The organism is Nitrosomonas sp. TNE100, assembly GCF_055387135.1.
On the sequence record NZ_AP040997.1, the window covers coordinates 411175 to 429605 of the forward strand.

18 protein-coding genes are annotated in these 18431 nt (G+C 50.0%); 15 read left to right on the forward strand and 3 right to left on the reverse strand.

The window, feature by feature from the left end; genetic code table 11:
* Positions 1–6: 6 nt before the first annotated feature.
* The gene (locus ACZ5EJ_RS02025; RefSeq protein ID WP_464557358.1) at positions 7–1245 is read left to right on the forward strand and encodes a multifunctional CCA addition/repair protein; all 1239 of its coding nucleotides are present in this window, start codon (positions 7–9) and stop codon (positions 1243–1245) included.
* Here ACZ5EJ_RS02025 and ACZ5EJ_RS02030 read toward each other — a convergent pair.
* Genes ACZ5EJ_RS02030 through ACZ5EJ_RS02040 form a run of 3 tightly spaced genes read right to left on the reverse strand, consistent with a single transcriptional unit; the run spans position 1220 to position 3979 of the window.
* Entirely contained in the window at positions 1220–2944 is a 1725-nt protein-coding gene (locus ACZ5EJ_RS02030; protein ID WP_074709919.1) for an ABC transporter ATP-binding protein, read from the reverse strand. The two genes, ACZ5EJ_RS02025 and ACZ5EJ_RS02030, sit on opposite strands and share 26 nt — an antisense overlap.
* 18 nt (positions 2945–2962) lie before the next feature.
* Positions 2963–3799, reverse strand: coding sequence for a diaminopimelate epimerase (gene dapF / locus ACZ5EJ_RS02035; protein ID WP_074709921.1), 837 nt, complete (start codon positions 3797–3799; stop codon positions 2963–2965).
* A 21-nt stretch (positions 3800–3820) separates the two neighbouring features.
* Positions 3821–3979 carry a hypothetical protein gene (locus tag ACZ5EJ_RS02040; RefSeq protein ID WP_160803448.1) on the reverse strand — a complete coding sequence of 53 codons (159 nt, stop codon included), beginning with the start codon at positions 3977–3979 and terminating at the stop codon, positions 3821–3823.
* 222 nt (positions 3980–4201) lie between these two features.
* On the opposite strand from ACZ5EJ_RS02040, the gene gspG reads away from it, so the two are divergent.
* From gspG to ACZ5EJ_RS02110, 14 genes are all read left to right on the forward strand, one after another.
* Positions 4202–4639 (forward strand): type II secretion system major pseudopilin GspG, encoded by a 438-nt coding sequence (gene gspG / locus ACZ5EJ_RS02045; RefSeq protein WP_074709924.1) that lies wholly within the window; start codon positions 4202–4204, stop codon positions 4637–4639.
* Between the two features lie 18 nt (positions 4640–4657).
* Positions 4658–5842, forward strand: a complete 1185-nt coding sequence (locus ACZ5EJ_RS02050) for a type II secretion system F family protein (RefSeq protein ID WP_011633625.1) — start codon at positions 4658–4660, stop codon at positions 5840–5842.
* Entirely contained in the window at positions 5839–7533 is a 1695-nt protein-coding gene (locus ACZ5EJ_RS02055; protein ID WP_464557360.1) for a GspE/PulE family protein, read from the forward strand. Before ACZ5EJ_RS02050 ends, ACZ5EJ_RS02055 begins: the two co-directional genes overlap by 4 nt.
* 4 nt (positions 7534–7537) lie before the next feature.
* Entirely contained in the window at positions 7538–8359 is an 822-nt protein-coding gene (locus tag ACZ5EJ_RS02060; RefSeq protein WP_464557362.1) for a hypothetical protein, read from the forward strand.
* Entirely contained in the window at positions 8352–8888 is a 537-nt protein-coding gene (locus ACZ5EJ_RS02065; RefSeq protein WP_011633628.1) for a PilN domain-containing protein, read from the forward strand. The genes ACZ5EJ_RS02060 and ACZ5EJ_RS02065 overlap by 8 nt, the downstream gene beginning before the upstream one ends.
* On the forward strand, positions 8870–9427 hold the full coding sequence (gene pilO / locus ACZ5EJ_RS02070; protein ID WP_011633629.1) for a type 4a pilus biogenesis protein PilO: 558 nt from the start codon (positions 8870–8872) through the stop codon (positions 9425–9427). Before ACZ5EJ_RS02065 ends, pilO begins: the two co-directional genes overlap by 19 nt.
* A gap of 115 nt (positions 9428–9542) precedes the next feature.
* Positions 9543–10088, forward strand: coding sequence for a hypothetical protein (locus tag ACZ5EJ_RS02075; RefSeq protein ID WP_011633630.1), 546 nt, complete (start codon positions 9543–9545; stop codon positions 10086–10088).
* 89 nt (positions 10089–10177) lie between these two features.
* Positions 10178–12412 (forward strand): FecR domain-containing protein, encoded by a 2235-nt coding sequence (locus ACZ5EJ_RS02080; RefSeq protein ID WP_242500194.1) that lies wholly within the window; start codon positions 10178–10180, stop codon positions 12410–12412.
* 20 nt (positions 12413–12432) lie between these two features.
* Entirely contained in the window at positions 12433–12936 is a 504-nt protein-coding gene (locus ACZ5EJ_RS02085; RefSeq protein WP_011633632.1) for a prepilin-type N-terminal cleavage/methylation domain-containing protein, read from the forward strand.
* Between the two features lie 9 nt (positions 12937–12945).
* Positions 12946–13401 carry a type II secretion system protein gene (locus tag ACZ5EJ_RS02090; RefSeq protein WP_011633633.1) on the forward strand — a complete coding sequence of 152 codons (456 nt, stop codon included), beginning with the start codon at positions 12946–12948 and terminating at the stop codon, positions 13399–13401.
* Positions 13401–13937: a type II secretion system protein gene (locus ACZ5EJ_RS02095; protein WP_074455411.1), complete on the forward strand. Its 537-nt coding sequence runs from the start codon at positions 13401–13403 to the stop codon at positions 13935–13937. Before ACZ5EJ_RS02090 ends, ACZ5EJ_RS02095 begins: the two co-directional genes overlap by 1 nt.
* A 239-nt stretch (positions 13938–14176) precedes the next feature.
* Positions 14177–15874, forward strand: a complete 1698-nt coding sequence (locus ACZ5EJ_RS02100; RefSeq protein WP_464557364.1) for a tetratricopeptide repeat protein — start codon at positions 14177–14179, stop codon at positions 15872–15874.
* A gap of 761 nt (positions 15875–16635) precedes the next feature.
* The gene (locus ACZ5EJ_RS02105; RefSeq protein WP_464557365.1) at positions 16636–17598 is read left to right on the forward strand and encodes an IS481 family transposase; all 963 of its coding nucleotides are present in this window, start codon (positions 16636–16638) and stop codon (positions 17596–17598) included.
* Positions 17599–17621: 23 nt separating this feature from the next.
* Entirely contained in the window at positions 17622–18335 is a 714-nt protein-coding gene (locus ACZ5EJ_RS02110) for an NF038132 family protein (RefSeq protein WP_464557700.1), read from the forward strand.
* The last annotated feature ends 96 nt before the right edge of the window (positions 18336–18431 follow it).

An 18431-nucleotide genomic window follows, 5' to 3' on the forward strand; every position in this document is an offset into this window, starting at 1 on the left:
TCGAACATGAAGATTTATCGGGTAGGAGGCTCAGTACGTGATGAACTGCTGGGCTTACCTGTCAAGGATCAGGATTATGTGGTGGTGGGTGCTACGCCGGAAGATATGATCCGCCAGAGCTATCGTCCGGTAGGCAAGGATTTTCCGGTATTCCTGCATCCTGAGACACACGAACAGTACGCGCTGGCGCGGACTGAACGAAAAATCGCTCGAGGGTACAAGGGTTTTGCGATTTACGCCACGCCCGAAGTGACGCTGCAGGAAGACCTGGCCCGGCGCGATTTGACAATTAACGCCATCGCGAGAGATGAAGCCGGCAATATTATTGATCCGTTTGGTGGAATTGCCGATTTGCAGGCAGGTATCCTGCGTCATATCGGCCCGGCATTTGTTGAAGATCCCGTGAGAGTGCTGCGGGTTGCACGGTTTGCTGCCCGCTTTGGTTTCCAGGTCGCACCGGAAACGTTTGAACTGATGAAAGAGATTGTTCATACTGGTGAGACGGAGGCGCTGGTCGCGGAGCGGGTCTGGCAGGAAATAGCCTATGGCCTGATGGAACAGCATCCTTCGCGTATGTTCCACGTTTTGCGGGAATGTCGTGCGCTCGCCCGTATTTTGCCTGAAGTGGATGCATTATTCGGCGTGCCGCAGCCCGCACATGCGCACCCTGAAATCGATACCGGCATTCACGTCATGATGGTTATTGATTATGCTGCATCGCAGCAGTACCCCCTTGAAGTGCGTTTTGCCGGATTGACCCACGATCTGGGGAAGGGCACGACACCTCCTGATGAATGGCCGCGTCATATCGGTCACGAAGCGCGCGGTGTGGAACTGGTCATGGATTTGTGTGAGCGTATCCGGGTGCCGCGAGAATCCAGGGATCTGGCGCTGCTGGTGGCGCGTTTTCATGGCGATGTTCACCGGGCACTGGAATTGCGCCCTAGTACCATTGCCGATATGCTGCAGGCAACAGATGCCTATCGCAAAAAAGTGCGCTTCCAGGCTTTTTTGCAGGCGTGTGCCAGCGATTTTCACGGGCGGCCAGGTTTTGCTGATCAACCCTACCCGCAGGCGGAGCATTTAAGCAAGGCACTGCAGGCCGCAAATAGCGTCGATGCGGGCGCGATTGCCATGCAACTCGGTCAATCACATGCTGGGGACACGGATTTACCGATGCGGATCAAGCGTCAGGTCTACGCTGCGCGAGTTGGCCGGATTAAATCTCTTCTTTCAAATCCGTAACAGCGGGCAGGCCGGTATCCGACAATAATTCTGCTTTTCCATTCGAGACAATGAATACCCGGTTGGCCGCGTTAATCACTGCGGGTTGATGGGAGACAGCAATGATCGTGAATTCCTTTGATAGATTCTGCAGCGTTGTGCAGATAATGCGTTCACTTTCCGGATCCAGTGCACTGGTGGGCTCATCCAGCAATAACAGTTTCGGCTGATGAGCCAGTGCTCTGGCAATGGCGATGCGTTGTCGTTGTCCACCGGACAGCATGCCGCCGCGTTCTCCGACAATAGTATGAATCCCATCGGGAAGTGAATTGACGAAATCCCATGCACCAGCCTGTCTGAGCGCGCGTTCCGCATCCTCGACGCTGATGGTGGAATCACCCACGAGAATATTGCTCAAGATAGTATCATGCAGCAATACTGTATCCTGGGAAACATAGCCAATCATATGCCGCCAGTGACGCAGATCAATGTTGTGCAAGGATACGCCATCAATCAGGATTTCACCGGATTCTGGTTCGGCCAGTCCGCAGAGCAGATCAAGCAATGTGCTTTTGCCAGCACCTGAAGAACCAATGAGAGCGGTGAACGAATGAACTGGTATTTCTATATTCAAATCACTGAATATGGTTTTTCGTTCATAGCTGAAGACAATATGTCGCAGGTTCAGACCCTGTTCCAGGGTCGGTATCAATGTACCAGTTGATCTTTCTGCCTCCATACGTGCTTCCTCAGCAGCACTGCGCAAGGCCCAATAGGCACTTTCCTGTGCCACAAGCTGCTGATAGCGGCGCTGGGTTTTATTCAGTAATCCCAGCACCCGGGTCAGTAGAAATACCATGACCATGACTTCAGGCAGGGACAATTTCCAGATAACCAGTGCGAGATAGAGGCCGCTTGCGGTCAGAGCGGCCAGAATGGGTTCCTGCAAGGCCAGCAGAGCCGCCCGGTTGGTTACCTCTTTACGCGTGGCTTTTTCCAGCAGCCGGGTTTGTTCGCGGAGAATAACATCGGCCACATTATCACGCGCCATTGCTTTCAGAGATTTCACCGAACCAAGCACATCAGATAGATAGGTCAGCAAATGACGCAACAAATGAGTCTGCTTATTACCGGCGCGTTTGGTTGCCCTGACCAGCCGGTGCAATACCATAAACAGGATCGCTCCGATGATCAGCGATCCCAACGTCGCCTCCCAGGAAATGAATAAGGCCACGATGCTGTATACCAGCGCCTCAATTGCCAGCGCCAGTACATTGACACTGTGTTCAAAACCGTTGGCGGCACGATAGGCTTCGGTGGCAATTGAATTTGCCAGCGCACCGGCGGGCTGACGCAGATAGTATTGCCAGCGACTGGCAAGCAGCGCCTTGATCAGATCCAGCCGCAGCGCGGTAGCAACATGGGCGACGGTATGACCGACTTGCTGGTTGGTCAGCAGCAGAATAGCGCCCTTGAGGAACATGCCGCCAACGATAACCAGCAGAATGGTTTCCAGTGTGGGCTCCAGTCCGATCTCATGCAGCATATTAACGATCAGCTGGCCCATTTTGGAATCAACCGATTCGCCTACTGCAATGGACAACAGGGGAAGCAACGCAGTCAGACTAAGTGCCTCGGCGACGCCTGCCAGCAGCAGAGCAATCAGTACGAATGCGCTGCGCTTCGGGAAGACCATGATGTAAGTAATCAGCGTGCGCATGATGGGATGAGTGGGTGTTTACAGATCAATTGTGCCTTCAAATACAGTAATAGCTGGCCCGGTCATCCAGATAGGCTTGTCTTTTCCGTCCCAGCGAATCTGGAGATTGCCACCGTGCATGGCTACCTGTACTGTGGTATCCAGAAGGCCGCGCAGAATGCCGCAGACAACGGCAGCACAGGCGCCGGTACCGCAGGCCAATGTTTCGCCGGTTCCACGTTCAAAAACACGTAGCCGGATATGCGCACGGTCAATAATCTGCATAAAGCCGGCGTTAACTCTTTCAGGAAAAAGTGGGTGGGCTTCAATTTTGGGGCCTTCAGTTGTGACCGGTGCCAGATCAATATCTGGAACGATTTGCACGGCATGAGGGTTCCCTATCGAGACAGCAGAGATTTCAATAGTTTTGTCGCCGATTTGCAATGGGTAAACAGGCATACGCTGTGCGGCCTGAAAAGGAATTTCAGCCGGTTCAAACTGGGGAACTCCCATATTGACGGAAATTTCACCATTGTTTTCGATCGTCGGCGTGATGATGCCGCGAGCGGTTTCCACGCAGATCGTATTTTTGTCAGTCAGATTGTAGTCACGCACAAAGCGGGCAAAGCAGCGGGCGCCATTGCCGCATTGTTCAACTTCTCCACCATCGGCGTTGAAGATACGATAGCGAAAATCGCCGCCTTCCCTGGCCTGTTCTACAACCAGTAGTTGATCGAACCCAATGCCGAAATGACGATCTGCCAGCCGGCGGATCGTGGCAGGATCCAGGAAAGTGAGGGAGGCTGGCTGGCTGATTGCATTGATGACAATGAAATCATTTCCCAGCCCGTGCATTTTCGTAAATTGTAATTTCATCTTTAGAGTCCTTCAGATTTATCAGAAGGTGTGTAGATGTTCTGAGTTAGCTGATGGATGTAATTCAATCCCGGGAACAAATGTCATATTTTCCTGCTTGACCATGATGGAACGCAACTCTACTATATTGAGCACAAAAATATCAGAGCCTGGCTGTGGTAATGGGGGATACACTTCCATTCCCGATCGTCGTTAAATGCGGGGATAAGAAAGGGTGCAAGGGTAGTATTATGCTACGTGTCATTGCTTTGCATTATGCAACTTCCGGTTTTGTGTTGGTAATCCGTCAAATTTGTCGGTATCTCCAATTTCCAGATCATGTTCCTTTTGCTTATCTGCGTACTTGTTTACGCTCTTTCGGAGAGTTTTCCGGAAAAATCCAAATTCAGAGGTCATCGAAATATGAAGCATGTATCAAACATCCGGTTGCGTGTGGTTTATGAACGCGGATTCACTTTGCTCGAATTGCTGGTTGTCATGGTGATTATTGGCCTGTTGGCGGCTTATGTTGGCCCCAAGTATTTTTCACAGGTAGGTAAATCTGAAATCAAAATGGCCCAGGCGCAAATAGATTCTCTGGAAAAGGCGCTGCATCAGTATCGGCTGGATGTCGGAACATATCCCACCACTGAGCAGGGGTTAAACGCACTGCTTACTGTGCCCACCAACGAACCGAAATGGCAAGGGCCTTATTTGAGTAAACGTTTACCAGCTGATCCATGGGGCAAGCCTTATCAGTATAAATATCCGGGGACACAGAGTGATTTTGATTTGTTCTCATTTGGTAAGGACGGTCAGCCAGGTGGTAGCGGTGAGGATGCGGATATCACCAACTGGTAGCCGTATTCAATCCCATTGATGCGCTACACAGTAAAAGCTTTACTGACCGGAAAAGGCGCTGTGCTGCTTGAACTTGAGGCGGCCAGCGAAGCCGATGTTCGCAATCAGATTAGCGCCCAGGGTGGCGTGGTACTGAGTATCCGGCGGAATTTCTCAAGCTTGTTTTCCAGGCCGCGTTCGCGGTTTCCGTTATCTAATTTCTCCCAGGAACTGCTTGCCTTGCTGACAGCCGGCCTGAATCTGGTGGAGGGGATTGAAACCCTGGTTGAGAAAGAAGAAGACAGTGCGGTGCGCGAATTGCTGCAGCAGATATTGGTGCGATTGCATGAGGGGATGACACTCTCGCGTGCTCTGGAATCTCATCCGCAAACATTTCCGCCGCTGTACGTCGCCACGATTCGCGCCAGCGAGCAAACGGGAGATCTGGCAGAAGCGCTGACACGTTATCTGACTTACCAGTCACAAATGGATCTGGTTCGCAAGAAACTGGTGGGTGCATCCATCTATCCGGTTTTGCTGCTGGTGCTGGGGGGGCTGGTGGCCATTTTTCTGTTGGTGTTTGTTGTGCCAAAATTCAGTGCCATCTATGAAGATATGAGTACGGATCTGCCCTGGATGTCCATGCTGTTAATCGAATGGGGGCATCTGGTGCAAAAAAACGGCTGGATGCTGGCAGGCGTTGTAACGGTTATGCTGGCCGCCGTGTTTTACACACTTTCACAACCGCAAGTTCGGGCGCACCTGTTGCAAGCGCTATGGCGTATTCCGGCAATTGGCGAGCGGATGCGGGTTTACCAGCTTGCCCGTTTCTATAAAACGCTGGGCATGTTGCTGCGTGGCGGGATTCCCGTGACACAGGCGCTGGAAATGGTCAGTGATCTGTTGCAACCACATTTTCGTCCCCGCGTAAAAATTGCCGCAACACTGATTCGTGAAGGTAGCACTATTTCCAGTGCGATGCAGCGTGCAGAACTGACTACTGCAGTGGGCAGCCGCATGTTGCGGGTGGGTGAGCGTACCGGCATGATGGGCGACATGATGGAGCGTATCGGCAATTTTCACGATGAAGAAATCGGGCGCTGGGTTGAGTGGACCACCAAACTGATCGAGCCGCTGTTGATGGCAGTAATCGGAACTGTCATCGGCGGTATCATCATTCTCATGTATCTGCCAATTTTTGAGCTGGCCGGGAGTATCAATTGACGCAGACGCAGGTCGCCCTGCTGGACCAACCGGTAATTGATGCAGCCCAACTTCGCCAGGCACGGGAGCAGGCTGTCATCCATGGTACGTCGCTGATCAAGGTGCTGGAAGAAACCTGGCAAGGTACTCCGGATGAACTGATAGTCGCACTAAGTAGAGCACTGCGTGTGCCGATGCTCTCCATGAGCGATTTGCATGCGTTATATCCGGCTTTTGACAAGTTGCCTTTTGCTCAGGCGGTCAAGCATGAGTGCGTGTTGTTGCAAAAACCGGATCAGTCGTATCTGCTTGCCGTCAGTGATCCATTCCGGCCGAGCCTGCGTGACTGGGTGGAAGAATATGTGCCGGTCAATGCGCTGTGGCATCTGGTACATCCAGCAGATCTGGCTGCCTTTTTTGCGCAGCAGGAACAGAGTATGCGCGCGATGGATAATGTTCTGACTTCTGCCCGGGAAAACCTGATTCAAACTGGTATTGAGGAGTTGTCGCTCAAAACGATACATGAAGGTACCAGCCAGGTGGTGCGCCTGGTGCATTCAACACTGTACGATGCACATAAATCTCAGGCAAGCGATATCCATCTGGAAACCACGCCAGGTGCGCTGTCCATCAGATACCGGATCGACGGCGTACTCACCAGCATTGGTACGATGCAGGGGACGGATCTGGCTGAACAGGTGATTTCCCGCATCAAGGTAATGTCGGATCTGGATATTGCCGAACGCCGCATTCCGCAGGATGGTCGCTTCAAGGTATCCATCCAGGGCAGGGAAATTGATTTTCGCGTGTCGGTCATGCCCAGCATTTTTGGGGAAGATGCGGTGCTGCGAATTCTGGACCGTCAGGCGCTGACCGATCATATTGAAGGGTTGACACTGAATCAGTTGGGATTCAATGTCGTTGCTATTGCCAGCATACGTCGTCTCAGCGCAGAACCATATGGCATGCTGCTGGTAACCGGGCCGACCGGCAGCGGCAAAACAACTTCGCTCTATGCTGCTATTTCTGAAGTTAACCACGGCCAGGACAAAATCATCACTATCGAAGATCCGATCGAATACCAATTGCCGGGTGTGCTGCAGATACCCGTTAACGAAAAAAAAGGATTGACATTTGCCCGAGGGCTGCGTTCAATTTTGCGGCATGACCCCGACAAGATCATGGTGGGAGAAATCCGTGATGCTGAAACCGCACAAATCGCTATTCAGGCTGCATTGACGGGGCACTTGGTGTTTACCACAGTGCATGCCAACAATGTATTTGATGTAATCGGCCGGTTTGCGCACATGGGAGTGGATCCCTACAGCTTTGTTTCGGCACTGAACGGTATCGTGGCACAGCGGCTGGTGCGTTTGTTATGCCCAAATTGCATGGTTTCTGAGCAACCGGATCATCAGATGATCGAGGAATCGGGGATTCCTTTGGAACAGGCGGAACAGTTTGATTTCAACTCTGCAAAAGGTTGCGGGCACTGCCGAGGCAGTGGTTATCGCGGGCGCAGCGCCATTGCTGAGATCTTGCTGTTGAACGATGAAATCCGTGAGCTGATTATCGCGCAGGCACCTATTCGTCGGATCAAGGAAGCTGCCCGGCTGAATGGCACCCATTTTTTGCGTGAAGCAGCGCTGGATATGGTGAAATCCGGGCAAACCAGCTTACAGGAGGCTAATCGTGTCACGGTTGTGGCGTAACTGTATGCAGGTTTTTTTGGCACCCGGCCGGGTCAATCTGGTGGGTTTTGCCCGTGGCATCAAGCCCATGCAGCGCTTCAGGCAGTCGGGTACTTGTGGTCAGGCGAATGCTGCAAGCCAGTGGCAGGCTCCCTTGCAAGTACTGGAGCAGATGATCGGGCAGGTGGATGACAGTTTCAGACGAGGTGCTGAACTACACATCACGCTATCCAATTACTTTGTTCGTTATGGTGTTATTGCACCACAGTCTTCGCCGGCGAATCCGGATGAACTGATGGCTTATGCTGGTTTCCAGATGCGTGAAATCTATGGTGAACATGTTGATAACTGGGAGCTCAGTCTTGGCATATGGGATCCCCACGGCGGGACATTATGCGCGGCCATTGCCCGCGATTTGCAATCAGAACTGGAAGCACTGGCACAGCGTCATGAAATGCTACTTGTGCACATAGAGCCCTATCTCGCTGCGGCACTGGATCACTGGTCAAAGCAGTTGAATGACAAGCAGATATGGTTTGTTCTGGTGGAATCGGGGCGTTTCTGCCTGGTTTCATTGCTTGATGGCGTGTGGTGCGGTGTGCGCAATCAGAAAGTAGTAGAGAATTTGCAGGAAGAACTGTTATCGGCACTGGTGCAGGAGTCGATCATGTCCAGTTCAGGTCAACTGAGAGAGCGGGTTTATGTGTTTGCTCCCGAATTGGCCAGGCCACTTCCTGATGTATATGATTCTCGCTGGCAATTGGTGCACTGGCCGGATGAAAGCTATCCTGTGCCTGCACATTTCCCGTGGATAAAAAAGGTGGATGACAGGCAGAATCATGCGTAGTCTAAAGCTAAATTTCCCCTATCGCGGACAGCGGCTCCCGGTGGCCGATTATATGTTGCTGCTGCTAGGCGTTGCATTGCTGCTGAGTGCGGTTTACCAGCTCAAGCAAACCATGTCGAAGATCACTTACTGGGAATCGCGCGAAGTACGTATGACCCAGCAGCAGAAGCATACCAGGCAACCCAGAACACCAATGGCACGTATTAACAAAGCAACACAGCAGGAACTCGAACAGGTAAATGATATTTTACGCCAGCTCAATTTTCCCTGGGAAGCGTTGTTTGATTCGCTGGAGCTGGCCGCCAGTAAGGAAGTTGCACTGCTGTCGCTGCAGCCCAGTGTATCCGGGCGTACTGTCCGTATTTCAGGTGAGGCAAGAAATCTTGCCGGCCTGGTGGAATATGTTCAGGCACTGGAACAGGAACCTGTATTTAGGAATGTGCATCTGGCCAGTTATAAAACCCGGCAGGATGATTCGCATCACCCTATTGTTTTTTCAATCATGGCAACGTGGCACGAATTATTTTAGAAAACTGGCTGGTCAGGATACGCTGGCATGCTACCTGTCTGGGTACTATTGGCAAGACGGGAGCGGGATTGCTTGTGCTGACACTGGTATTTTTTATGGCGGCCGTATTGCCCCAACAGCAGACCCTGAAGGAATTAAAAAACAGGGTGCAAACGGTACAGCAACAGGAGCAACCTGATTCTGTGAGACAGGCAGGGCTGAGTGACAGCCAGGCCCTGCAGGTTTTTTATGATTTTCTTCCGCGCAGTGATTCCTCCCCGTACTGGATCAGTGAGCTTGATAGGATTGCGCGAGACAGTAGCGTGGAATTGAACAGCAGTGATTACCGGCTGACGATGGAAAAAGAATCTAAGCTGATCCGTTATGAGATTCAGTTGCCATTGCGCGGAACTTACCCCCAGATTCGTGCGTTTCTTGCAGAAGCGCTGCAGGCGATGCCAACACTGGCGCTGGCGGATATCGCGATTAAACGTGAAACCGTACAGACTGGCCGTGTGGAGGCACGCTTGAATATGTACCTTTATCTGAATGACTATTAGGGAGACGCTGATTAAATGGCTGCTCGGATGAGCTGCAGCACTACGCGGTGCTCACAGCCTCGCTTATCTACTGGATGTATCTCGTCAATTGCTGAATCTGGTTGCGGGATCTGATATGGCCAGCGCGGTTTATCGGAAATGGATGCTCTGGGGTGCTCTGGCGGCTACTGTACTAGCAGCATTGCTGGTTGATGATGAGAGTGAACAGGCTGTGGATGATGTAGTACAGGCAGTACAACCGGTATCTGGTTCTTCAGGCGACAAACACACTGTTGGACAAACCCGTGAAACGTTGCCGGTCGATCAATTGGGAAAACGAAAATTTAGTGCCAGGGCAGATGATATATTTGCTGTGACTTCCTGGGTGCCGAAACGCACTGCTGTAGATAGCAGTTTTAACCCGCAAATTCTCCAATCCAGGCAGGAAGAAGTCAGGCGACAGCCGCCGACACCCTCTGCGCCACCATTACAGTTTGAATATCTGGGTCGAGTGGTTGCGGAAGGAAAAACCCGGATATTTCTGGCCCAGGCAGATCAAAATTATGTTGCTGGTGTGGGGGAAAGGATCAATGCGGAATACCGGATTGGTCGGATTCAGGAGGATGCAGTTGAACTGATTTATCTTCCCTTGGGTGTCAGGCAAACACTGCTTATCAATTAGAGCTGTCCATAAAGGGTGTCATGAATAGAGGGAGAAATTTTTTTGTGCTGCTGCTATTGTGTGTATTGATCACCGGTTGTGCAACACAAATGACACGAAACCCCTCCTTCCTGGAAGGAAAACAGCTGATCGCGGAAGGTCGGCTGGAAGAAGGATTGAGCAAGCTGGAGCAAGCTGCGCGCGAGGAACCAGATAACAGGGAAGTGAGTGCGACTCTGGCCAGAGAACGTGATTCCATCATTGGCCAGATTTTATTCGAGGCAGATGGCTTCCGGATGGCAGGCAATTTGGAGCAGGCGGAGCTGGATTATCAACGAGTCCTGGGTGTCAGTGTCAATAATGAACGTGCCCGGGAAGGATTGGAAGCAGTTGAGCTGGAGCGCCGTCATATTGTGCTGGTGAATCAGGCAAAAGAAGCGCTTGCGCATCATGACGTGGAAGGTGCGGAAAAAATCGTAAGAGGGGTACTGGCAAATAATCCCATGCAATCCGAAGCCAGGCAGCTGATCAAGGCGCTTAGTGAACGGATTGCACGGGCCGAGACATCCGAATTATCCCTGATCTCCGAGTTCAGCAAGCCAATTACCATGGAGTTTCGTGATACATCACTAAAAGCCATATTTGAACTTATTTCCCGCACGGCTGGTATCAATTTTGTGTTTGATCGCAATGTTCAGCAGGAAGCAACGGCTTCGATGTTTGTACGGGACAATTCCATTGAAGATGTGCTGAAATTGTTGCTTCTGACCAACCAGCTCGCTTATAAGGTGTTAAACAGCAACACGCTGTTGATTTATCCGGATACGCCGGCCAAGCAAAAAGATTATCAGGAGCTGGTAGTGCGCAGCTTCCATGTCGCTAATACCGATGTCAAACAGATGGTGGCTATGATCCGTGGGCTGGTCAAGGCGCGTGATATCTACGTTAACGAAAAACTCAACCTGTTTGTGATCAGAGATACGCTGGAGATGATCCGGTTAGTGGAACGCCTGGTTGCAATCAATGATTTTCCTGATCCCGAGGTGATGCTGGATGTGGTTGTATTGGAAGTGAAGCGTGATAACACACTGGAGCTGGGGCCGAATATGCCTACTTCGGTGACATTCAGCGCCATCCCTGGAGTGGGTGCACCTGCCCAGGCGGCAGCTGATTCCGTGGTGAAAATGAGCATGATCAAGAATGCGGGATTTGAAGGTCTGCGGAGTTTTACCATTAGTAATCAGGCAAAAATTGATTTTGGCAGAACGCTGACTAACGCGGATGTGCTGGCCAATCCCCGTATTCGCGTTAAAAGTCGGGAAAAGGCAAAAATCCATATCGGCAACAAGGAGCCGGTGTTCACCGTGACCAATACCGCCAATGTCGGGTCGGCTGCTTCAGCGACTTATATTGATGTCGGATTGAAATTCGAGGTTGAACCAGTCGTTAGAACCAACAATGAGGTAACACTGAAAGCATTGCTGGAGGTCAGTAGTAATCTGGGCGAGAAGAGATCCGGAGGGGGAGATAATGCGGCCACAGCCATTGTCATCGGTACACGCACTGCGGAAACAGTGTTGGAATTGCGCGATGGGGAAACACAGGTACTTGCCGGATTGATTCAGGACGATCTGAGCCGGGTAAAATCGGGTATCGCTGGACTGACCGAGATTCCGATACTGGGGGATATTTTTTCCAAGCAGGTCAGGAAACATAATAAAACCGAAATAATTTTGCTGATCACACCGCATATTATTCGTAATGTCGTTCAGCCCAACCATTTTGAGAGTGAATTTTATTCCGGTACAGCCAGCGCTGCCGGAAAACTTCCTGTTACTATCCGGAAAACGGCTCCGCAATCACTAGCCATGGAATCCTCAGGCAGCGCTTCAGTCGGTGGTGGCTATGCCGCATTTGGCCAGGCGGCACGATCTGCCGGATTGCTCGGCACGGAATCTGATCCGTTTGAAGAAGCTATCACCCAGGCAGGAAGTGTTGCGTCACCTTCGCTGACATTGCGGGCACCGGAAAGCGTGACAATGGGACGGGAATTTACCACTACTGTCAGGCTGGTGACACAGGATTCCATGCTGTCCGGTGAGTTGAACCTGATCTATGATCCGGAGGCGCTGGAGTTGATAGATGGCGGAGAAAAATCCGGCATGCGCAACCTGAAATTTGGACGGGATCAACCTACTGGAATGACGGCAGTATTACGTTTCAAGGTGATTAGTACAAATCCGGGTTCAACCGAAATCGCGTTACAGAATCTGCAGGTGCGAGATGAAACCGGACAGGCGATTGAAGTGGACGTGCCACCGACAGCAACTATCCGGATTCAATAAAGGTATCTCTGAAAACGATCGTGCAAAAAGTGTTTCCAGAAAACTGTCATTTTCAGGCTTGTCGAGGTTTTACGCTGGTTGAACTAATGGTTGTGGTGGTGATTATGGGAATCCTGGCTTCTGCTGCAATGCCGTTAGGTGAAATGGTCGCCAAGCGAGAAAAGGAGCAGGCGTTGCGTACTGCACTGCGTCAGATTCGTACAGCGATTGATGCTTACAAGCAGGCGGCGGATGAAGGACGGGTGGAGAAGAAAGCTGATGAAACCGGCTATCCCCGCAAACTGGAAGATCTGGAGATGGGGGTAGACGATACCAAGGATCCGGACAAGAAAAAAATCTTTTTTATGCGCCGGCTGCCGCGTGATCCCATGTTTCCCGATTCTGATGTAATGGCTGCCGAAACCTGGGGTAAGCGCAGTTACGCCAGCTCACCCGATCATCCTGAAGAAGGGGACGATGTTTATGATGTTTATTCATTGTCGGAAAAGGTGGGGTTGAACGGGATTCCTTATAACCAATGGTAAAATTTGCTGATGGGTTTGTCATCAATCGTTCAAAGCCGTTTTTTTAGTGGCCATCATCTAGTTGATGCAGATCAGCCTGATGGACATTTTATACGGTTGCGTGAGCGTGGGTTTACACTGATCGAGCTGCTGGTTGTCATGACAATTATTGCTATTTTGCTCACCATTGTGTCGCCACGTTACTTTACATCCGTTGATCGGGCGAAGGAAACGGTGCTCAGGCAGAACCTTGGTATTTTGCGCGATGCTATCGATAAATATTATGCCGATACTGGCAAATATCCGGCTGATTTGAATCAGCTGGTTGAGGATCGCTATATTCGTGCAGTACCGGTTGACCCGATTACTGGGGAAAATATCTGGGTGGAAATACCACCTCCTGATCCTGAAATGGAAGGCGTATTTGATGTACATACCATTTCCGACAAGCAGGCGCTGGACGGGACGTTTTATGAAAAATGGTGATGAAACGGATCAGAGAAGAACAGGGATATATTTATATCTGGATGTTGTTTGCTGTTATGCTGGCGGGCGTGATGCTGGCTGCCGCCGGATTGGTATGGCAAACAGAAGCCAGGCGGGAGAAGGAGCAGGAATTACTGTTTGTGGGAGATCAGTTTAGGCGGGCGATTGAATCTTATTACAATGATTCCCAAACCGCCGGGGGAGGCGCTGGGCGCTACCCGGAATCGTTGGAACAATTACTTAAAGATGAGCGTTCCCCGGTTGTTAAACGGCATCTCAGAAAAATTTACTATGATCCGATGACCGGCAGCCACAACTGGGGGCTGATCAGGCAGGAGGATGGAGGGATCATCGGTATTTACAGTCTTTCGACAAATGTGCCGATCAAGCGAACCAGCTTCCCGGCGGATTATGCGGCGTTTGAAAATGCCGAGAGTTATCAGAGCTGGAAATTCACTCTGGCTGCCAGTGGTACCGGAGGACAGGGGACGCAACAGATCGATGATCAGAAAAATGTGCCGGGCAGCATGCCTTGATGCCTGATTCCCGAGTGTTTCACTTAATCCATTTGCGCAGGATCAGTCTGCTCCGGATGTAAACGCCTACCCATCCCCGCAAAATTCTGTGGATCAACCAGTTGATCAGTGATTGTCTTTTTAAATAAAGAATATTGAAACCAACCGAATATACCGTAATTACAAGAACCAGGCTTGTTGTTTGAAAGTCTTAGTACAGATAAATAGTTGCCGAAGGCCGATACGAAATGAATGTTATTTTGACGATATTATTAGCAACGCTGCTGGGCGTGGCGGGATGTACCCAGCTTCCCAAGACAGGAAATAAAGTTATGGGTGATTCGGAGGCACCCGAGAATGCAGCGCCCGTTACTGAACTCACTGCTGATCTTCTTTTTGATTTCCTGCAGGGAGAAATTGCTTTGCAGCGGAATCAGCCAGGCGTTGCTGTGGAAAGCTTTATCCGGATGGCAAAGGAAACACGTGACCCGGGAATCGCAGAGCATGCGACTGATATCGCACTGCGGGCGCGTCGTTTCGATGATGCCCGGGAAGCCATTGATTTATGGGCAACGCTGGAACCGAATTCCATACAGGCACATCAGGCAGCTGTAGCGCTGTTTGTTGCGACCGGCCAATTGAATAAAGTGCGTCCTCATATTGAACGGTTGCTTGTGCTTGAGCCGGAAACCGTCGATAAGGCTTTTATGCAGCTTAACAAGCTTCTGTCTCATCATCCAGACAAGGAGGCAGTACTAAAGCTCATTCGGCAGCTTGCAGCGCCCTATCCTGATCTGCCGGAAGCCCATTTCGCTGTTTCACAGGCCGCATGGGTTGCCCGTCAGTTCAAATCGGCATCAGAAGCCATGAGCCAGGCGCTCAAGCTGCGACCGGAATGGGAAATGGCTGCTGTACACCAGGGACAGATTCTGCAGAAAATTGATACAGACAAAGCACAGGCCTTTTACAGTCAGTATCTTGACCGGTTTCCCAGAGCCAATGATATGCGAATTGCCTATATCCGCATGTTGATGGAGGAAAAAGAATTTGATCGGGGGCGTGAACAATTTCAGAAACTAGAACAGGCCAATCCATCCAATCCGGATATCGCGCTGGCAATCGGTCTATTATCTGCCGAGCTGGATGATCTGGAAAATGCCGAAAAATATTTCAAACGTGCCTTGCAACTGGGGTTTGAGGATGCCGATACGATTCATTTCAATCTGGGACGTATCTATGAGATCTCGCAGCGTGATGCGCAGGCAATGGATGCCTATCAAAAGGTGGCAAGTGGAGATCGTTATATTCCAGCACATGTGCGCTATGCTTATTTGCTGGCAAAACGGGATAGCGTGGTAGCTGCCAGACACTATCTGAAGACGATCCAGGTTTCGGATGAGCGGCAACGTACGCAGTTGCTGATCTCCGAAGCACAGTTGCTACGAGATAATAATGATTTCCGGGGAGCGTATGATTTGCTGGATGCCTATCTCCGGAAATATCCGGAACAGGTCGAGCTGCTTTATGATCGCGCCTTGATGGCAGACAAGATTGGCAAACTGGATGTGCTGGAACGGGATCTGCGTAGATTAATCCAGCTGAAACCGGATAATGCTCATGCCTACAATGCACTGGGTTACAGCCTGGCCGAGCGTGGAGAGCAGTTACCGGAGGCATTGGCGCTGGTCCAGAAGGCGATTGAGCTCTCTCCTGATGATCCTTACATTCTGGATAGCCTGGGCTGGGTGTATTACCGGATGGGTGATCCGAGAAAAGGGATCAAGTATATAAAACTTGCTTTTGATACGCGCTCTGATCCAGAAATTGCCGCGCATTATGGAGAATTGTTGTGGGTATCCGGTGCCAGACAAGATGCTGAAAAAATTTGGCAAACAGCACTGGAAGATCATCCTGAAAACGAGCTGCTGCTGGATACCATCAGGCGGTTCATGAAATAGACAGCAGCCAAGGAACTTCTGAAGAACATCAGTGAAGCAGTCAGTGCAAAGTTGCTTCATGTGTTCATAAAGAGGTAAATAACATTCCGTAAGGTGTGCTTGTGTGCATCATCAAACTGATAATCCGACAAAAATAGACGATCTGATGTGATTTCTGTCGGATTTTTATACACCTCCTCTTTTTTGTCCATTGGCCTTTGAAATCCCACATCATTTTTCTCGTTCTTGTGAAAAAGAACAGAAAAGTTCGTTGAAAATCCCGTAAAAAATTAAAAAAAGTTTGCAGAGCACCAAAAGTGTGTCGATAATTTTTACATGTCATTGCCATTATCTCGTCTTTTAAAAATAGACGATCTGATGTGATTTCTGTCGGATTTTTATACACCTCCTCTTTTTTGTCCATTGGCCTTTGAAATCCCACATCATTTTTCTCGTTCTTGTGAAAAAGAACAGAAAAGTTCGTTGAAAATCCCGTAAAAAATTAAAAAAAGTTTGCAGAGCACCAAAAGTGTGTCGATAATTTTTACATGTCATTGCCATTATCTCGTCTTTTATTGTTGTTATTAAATTAGTTATTGTTATGGCATGAAATTTGCTTATTAATGAATGACAATTTTGTCAATAATTCAGAGGGGAAGAAGTTATGAAAAATAGGAGTTGGGTGGCCATTGGTTTGACGGGTGCTATAGCAGTGTTGTCACTAGGTGTTTAGTCCCACGGTGTGCTGGTGTAACATATAACCAGCTACGGAGGGATGATTTATGGGACAGATATTACACGGAAGCGCCCGCACGACAGCGGCGGTACGTCGAGCGATACAAAATAGTCAAGAGAGTCTGAATGTTCTGGCCAAGCGGCATGGGATTAATCCAAAAACGGTAGCGAAGTGGCGGAAGCGGGAATTCACCCACGATGCACCGATGGGCCCCAAAGAGTCGCACTCGACTGTTTTAAGTCTGGAAGAAGAAGCCGCTGTTGTGGCGTTTCGCAAACATACGCTTCTACCGCTGGATGATTGTCTATATGCCTTGCAACCAAGCATTCCGCATTTAACCCGCTCAAGCCTGCATCGCTGCTTTCAACGGCATGGCATCAGTCGGTTGCCGGAGGTTGATGGTGACAAGCCAAAGAAAAAGTTTAATGCCTATCCAATTGGCTACTTCCATATTGATATTGCCGAAGTTCGTACGAAGGAAGGTAAACTCTATCTTTTTGTAGCCATTGACCGGACATCAAAGTTCGTTTTTGTTCAACTCCAGAACAAAGCCAACCGCAACACGGCAACCGCCTTCTTGAAGGCCGTGATCGAGACTGTTCCCTACAAGATCCATACAATCCTGACTGATAACGGTATCCAGTTTACGTTCCCGGCGCGTTATCGGAATGGGCCAACGGCTCAGTATGTAACGCATATGTTCGATAGGTGTTGTCAGATCAACGGCATCGAGCACCGTCTCACCAAACCCAACCATCCCTGGACCAATGGTCAGGTTGAACGCATGAATCGAACCATCAAGGATGCGACTGTAAAACGGTATTATTACGACTCACACGATCAGCTGAAGGCCCATCTCCATCGCTTTGTGATGGCTTATAACTTCGCCAAAAGACTAAAAGCTCTCAAAGGCCTAACACCCTATGAATACATCTGCAAAATCTGGAAAAATGAGCCAGATCGTTTTATCTTTGACCCATTCCAGCACACCGTGGGACTAAACAACTAGGTGGTAATGCAGTAGCAGCTCCACTGCCGGACAGCTGGACATGTGTTGGTAATTGCGGAACGAATACCGCGGTTGATGGTGTGGTAACGCTGGCGCCAGGTTTTAATTCTTATCAGTGGATTTCAACAAATAATGGCCCTAGTGGTGCTGGCGCATTACCAGTCGGTCCGACTGGACAAGAAACCAACGGTTCTGCAGCACACACGGGGACGTTTTCTGTAAATGCAGGTGATACGTTAAATTTTTATTTCAATTACATTACTTCTGATGGAGCTCAGTATACAGAATATGCATGGGCCGGTTTATATCAGGACTCAAGCGCATTTGATTCCTATCTGTTTACCGCGCGAACGACTCCTTCTGGCGATACCGTACCGGGATTCAGCCTGCCGGGCTTGGGTAATGGCGTAACGCTTTCACCTAACACGACTGAAATTATTTCCGGTGGCCCAGCATTCTCACCGCTCGGCAGCTCCTCGGGTACCTGCTATTCAACGGGGTGTGGCTACACTGACTGGGTCCAGATGAGCTATACATTTACCACAGCCGGAATCTACTCACTTGGATTTGGTGTTACTAATGCGCTGGATACTGCTTATGATTCTGCCTTTGCGATCGCTGGCGTGTCGATTAACGATGTGCCCATTGACGATAATACCGTACCTGAACCAGTGACACTGGCACTGTTTGGCATTGGCCTCATTGGATTGAGTGCATCACGACGTAGACGCGCATGAGTTGATAAATAAGCTCTTGTTCTGACAAAGGGTGAAGCAGCCAAATGAATTGGTGCAGGCTGCTGCACCCTGTCTCATACTGTTTGTTTATTCCCT